This is a genomic window from Parasulfitobacter algicola (assembly GCF_013315265.1).
Lineage (GTDB): Bacteria > Pseudomonadota > Alphaproteobacteria > Rhodobacterales > Rhodobacteraceae > Parasulfitobacter > Parasulfitobacter algicola.
In genome coordinates, this window is the sequence record NZ_JABUFE010000035.1 from 1 (window position 1) to 4,417 (window position 4,417).

A 4,417-nucleotide genomic window follows, 5' to 3' on the forward strand; every position below is an offset into this window, starting at 1 on the left:
CGGATGAGAGACAATGATCCCGAAGAGCGGGAATAAAACGATGAAATGAACTTGACCTAAACGCCCGATTAGAGAAGCGACATTTCGCTGCGGATGCTCCAGTGTCCGGTTCGGGTTTTGAATTCGATGGAACGTTGCTAAAATCGACAGAGGGAAATCTAAGGTGAAACCGTTGAAGGCGAATGATCCAGGACATTTTATTGAATTGCGCGACCCAGTTGATGCTGACGCGCAGGTACATTTTTCGTATCCGCCCGTTGCTGAAATCGTGCTCATGTACGGGGGCGAGACATCAGACTTGCCAGCCCCCGATATGGATCGATCGAAGCGTTGGCTTCAATGGTTGCGCGACCACCCGTTTTCCAAGGTCATCGTTTGCGACGGTGACCCGGTTTGACAAGTTAGGTTGCATAGCTTGAACGAGGCAGACAAACGCGCACGACTTACAATCGGGCTTTTCGGCGAAGCTCATCTTGACCGTGGCATTGGACGCGAAGCGATTTGTCTAACGCTCGACCATGCTTTCGGAGACATGGGGCTGCATCGCGTAGATTTGCGAGTCCTGTCCTATAACCAGCACGCAATCCGTTGTTATACGTCATGCGGGTTTGTTCATGAGGGTACTGAGCGCGAAGCAGCTTGGGTCGGCGGTGCTTGGCACGATGATTGGATCATGGGAATTTTAGCGGATGAGCACTACGAGCGACGAAAGTAGATATTACGCTGTGCGAGGAATGCAGCCATTCGATTGGACCGCAGTATCCTGCAGTTTGGGCTCTTAGCGGTCATATGATGGTTTCAGTCGGGGTCATAGGCGATAAGACCACACCAGATGACTCCTATTAGCGGACGAAGGGGTCATTCATACGCCCCAATCGAATGGCCGCTTCTCACGCTCATCGACAAATTGCGGTGAGACCAGATGTTGTGGTCGTCACCTTGCTGTCACACTCACCAACTACGTCGGATAAAAGCAGTATCGCGAAAGGCAGCTTATGTTGTTCAGAACGCTGTTCCTATCAGACGTTCACCTTGGTACCCGCGGGTGTCGTGCGGACCTTCTTGTCGCGTTCCTGCGCAAATATGATGCTGGTACGATCTATTTGGTCGGTGACATCTTTGATGGTTGGGCCCTCGCTCGTCGCGGTTGGCACTGGCCGCAGGACCATAACAACGTTGTGCAAACTTTGCTGGATAAGGCTCGACGCGGCACCCGGATTATCTTTGTTCCTGGCAATCATGATGAGGTGATGCGGAACTACCTTGGCACCCATTTTGGAGGCATTGAAGTAAAGCAAACGGCCGATTTTACGGGACTTGATGGGAAACGGTATCTCGTCACACATGGCGACCAATTCGATACGGTGGTTGTGAATGCCAAATGGCTCGCTCATTTCGGTGATGCCGCTTATGACTTTTTGATTTGGCTAAACCCCAAGATCAACCGGATGCGATCGATTTGGGGCGGGCAATACTGGTCATTGTCAAAATGGGCCAAGCGACAGGTGAAAACAGCCGTCAACTTTATCGGCCAATACGAAGATGTCCTTGCAGAAGAGGCGCGGCGCGGCGGCTATGATGGCGTCATATGTGGCCATATTCACCACGCCAATATCCGCTGCATCAAAGATATCGCTTACATCAACACGGGAGATTGGGTGGAAAGTTGCACAGCGATCGCAGAACACCCAACTGGCGAATTCGAACTAATTGATTGGGAAGAAAAGGCCAACGCTGAGCGCCGACAGACCCGCAAGCCGGTCAAACAACTTGTCAAAGAGGACACCTGAAACGGGAGAGGTCCATGAGTTCCATATCCGAACAACTTCACGACGCCGTAAACCAGAATGCAACGATGACCCGAGAGGGACTGTTGGAGCGCGCCTTTGCACGCCTATTTCACGGGTTGGTCTATGCGCAGATCTGGGAGGATCCCGTTGTTGATATGCAGGCACTGGACATTCAGCCGGAGGATAACATCGTTTGTATCGCTTCAGGCGGATGCAACATGCTGTCATATTTGACGGCAAACCCTGCATCGATTACCGCAGTCGATCTTTCCCCGGCGCATGTGATGCTGAACAAGCTTAAGCTCGCGGTCGTACAGCACGTCTCTGATCACGCGACGCTTTTTGCAATGCTGGGCCGTGGGGATCAGCCGGGTAACGTAGAGGCCTTCGATACATATATCGCGCGCTTCCTGGATACTCAAACGCGTAACTATTGGAATGCCTGCACATTGATGGGTCGGCGTAAAGCCATTCTGGCACGCGGTCTCTACCGTCATGGGTTGCTTGGTCGATTCATCGGTGTGGTTCACCTTGTCGCAAGACTGGCTCGTGTCGATTTTGCGCCGCTTCTGGAGGCCAAATCGCTAGAAGACCAGCGGGCCTTCTACAAGCAACAGATCGTCCCGCTCTACAATAGTCGTTTTATCAGATTTCTGGCGAAACGTCGCGCATCATTGTTTGGTCTTGGCATCCCACCCGCTCAGTACGACAAACTCGCCGCTGATGCTGATGGCGACATCATCGCTGTCCTAAAAGAAAGGACGCGTAAGCTATTCTGTGACTTTCCAATCGGGGAAAACTATTTCGCATGGCAGGCGGCCTACCGTGGCTATGAACCAGTATCGACGCCAGCGGTGCCGCCATACCTTGAAGCTGACAACTTTGCCACGGTACGCGCGAACGCGGAACGGGTGACAGTGTTGAACAAATCGCTCACCGACGTGCTGGTTAAGCAGCCGACAGCGTCCAAACACTGCTATGTATTGTTGGATGCCCAGGACTGGATGAACGATGATCAGTTAAATGCACTCTGGCGCGAAATCACCCGAACGGCGGCTCCCGGTGCGCGGGTAATCTTTCGCACAGGTGGCAAGGATGACATCCTTCCCGGCCATGTGGACCCCCAGGTGCTGTCCCGCTGGAGCTATCAAGCCAACGCATCGGCGCAGGGGTTCAAAAATGACAGATCGGCCATCTACGGTGGGTTCCACCTGTATCATTTGAAAGTGTAAGCCGCATGGCTGATACGCACAGCGCACTAATGGATCAGGTTTATCGCCGGCAGCGCTTTTTCTATGACGCAACCCGAAAGTACTACCTGCTTGGACGCGACTATGCGTTACGACAAATAAAGGCCAAAGAGGGTGCACATATCCTGGAGATTGCCTGTGGGACCGGGCGAAACCTCGACCAGATTGACATGCGGTATCCCAACAGGCACCTTTATGGACTTGATATTTCGTCAGAAATGCTGCTGTCCGCGCGGAGAAAGCTGGGTGATCGTGCAAAGCTCGCCCAAGCAGATGCATGCGCTTTTGACCCGGCAAACCTCTTTGACCAAGCGAAATATGACCACATCGTCATGTCTTACTGCGTATCAATGATACCCCAATGGCAGTCCGCTATCAAAGAAGCAGTGTCACATCTTGCGCCCGGTGGCGCGCTGCACATCGTGGATTTCGGAGACCAGTCACGCATGCCCCGTTGGTTTGATCGCGGATTGCGCAAGTGGCTTGCCCGGTTTCATGTTGAACCCCGGTACGATCTCAAAGCAAATTTTTCAGAGATCGAGGGCCACCATATCTCGCACGTGTCACTGATGCGCTCATACGTGACCTATGTGTGTGTGAGGAAAAGGATGCCAGCAATGAACCGGGCCACCAACTTGACGTGAACGCGCGATCTTCACCGAAAAGCGCTGTGTTATTTTGATCGTTTCGCCAGTATCAGACATTTGTGCCAAATGCAGCATCGGTTGCTAAGGACTGATTTTGTTGAAAAAGTCATTGTTTTTGGCGTTACGCGTTGAGCTACTGCGCTGATTTTATTGAACGACCGATGCTGAGGTTTGTTATCAGCGGGTGGTTGCCACCATTGGCTTGAGTTTTGCTAGTTTCCGGAGGTTTTGGGCGATGGCGGCGAGTGTAAATTCGTCCTGGACGCCGCATGGACCTCGTAATCGAAGCCTTCCCAGACCCAGAATTCGTTTGAGATGTGCGAAGAGCATCTCAACCTTCTTGCGTCGCGCCTGAGCCTTCGGATTTATGACCTAAGAAGGGGTCAACTCCGGTAGGGGGCAGGACGTATCTTAGCAGCCATTGGCGGTGCACGCGTCGAAATCCGGGTGAGATCCCTAACAGCTTCATGCTGCACGATGCACTAATGGCGTCGGAGCGCAGATGGGGTCGTCGTCAAATTCCAGCACAGCTGGATAGGCACGTGTAGAGGCATGGGAGACGCCGGAAGCTGCCGTTCATGTACCATGAAGCATCATGCACTTTGGGCTCTCTCGTCACCTTCGCTGCATCGGACACGAGTGGCCGGTTCAGAAAACATCGCCGTTGGCTGCAGTGCGGGTGAACTGGAAGGATGCGGGATTGGGTGGATGGCTCCTGCTTCAACCGGCG

At 52.9% G+C, this 4,417-nt stretch carries 5 protein-coding genes and 1 pseudogene; 5 read left to right on the top strand and 1 reads right to left on the bottom strand.

Annotated elements, in window-relative coordinates:
* Positions 1 to 163: 163 nt before the first annotated feature.
* From HRQ87_RS19835 to HRQ87_RS19855, 5 genes are all read left to right on the top strand, one after another.
* Entirely contained in the window at positions 164 to 397 is a 234-nt protein-coding gene (locus HRQ87_RS19835; RefSeq protein WP_174140183.1) for a hypothetical protein, read from the top strand.
* 9 nt (positions 398 to 406) lie between these two features.
* Positions 407 to 715, top strand: coding sequence for a GNAT family N-acetyltransferase (locus HRQ87_RS19840; RefSeq protein WP_343035432.1), 309 nt, complete (start codon positions 407 to 409; stop codon positions 713 to 715).
* Between the two features lie 280 nt (positions 716 to 995).
* On the top strand, positions 996 to 1,790 hold the full coding sequence (locus HRQ87_RS19845) for a UDP-2,3-diacylglucosamine diphosphatase (protein ID WP_174140184.1): 795 nt from the start codon (positions 996 to 998) through the stop codon (positions 1,788 to 1,790).
* Between the two features lie 14 nt (positions 1,791 to 1,804).
* Positions 1,805 to 3,022 carry a BtaA family protein gene (locus HRQ87_RS19850; protein ID WP_174140185.1) on the top strand — a complete coding sequence of 406 codons (1,218 nt, stop codon included), beginning with the start codon at positions 1,805 to 1,807 and terminating at the stop codon, positions 3,020 to 3,022.
* A gap of 5 nt (positions 3,023 to 3,027) precedes the next feature.
* Positions 3,028 to 3,684: a class I SAM-dependent methyltransferase gene (locus HRQ87_RS19855; protein ID WP_174140186.1), complete on the top strand. Its 657-nt coding sequence runs from the start codon at positions 3,028 to 3,030 to the stop codon at positions 3,682 to 3,684.
* Between the two features lie 180 nt (positions 3,685 to 3,864).
* Here the strand turns inward: HRQ87_RS19855 and HRQ87_RS19860 are convergent.
* Positions 3,865 to 4,044, bottom strand: a pseudogene (locus HRQ87_RS19860) (transposase); the annotation flags it as partial.
* Between the last annotated feature and the right edge of the window lie 373 nt (positions 4,045 to 4,417).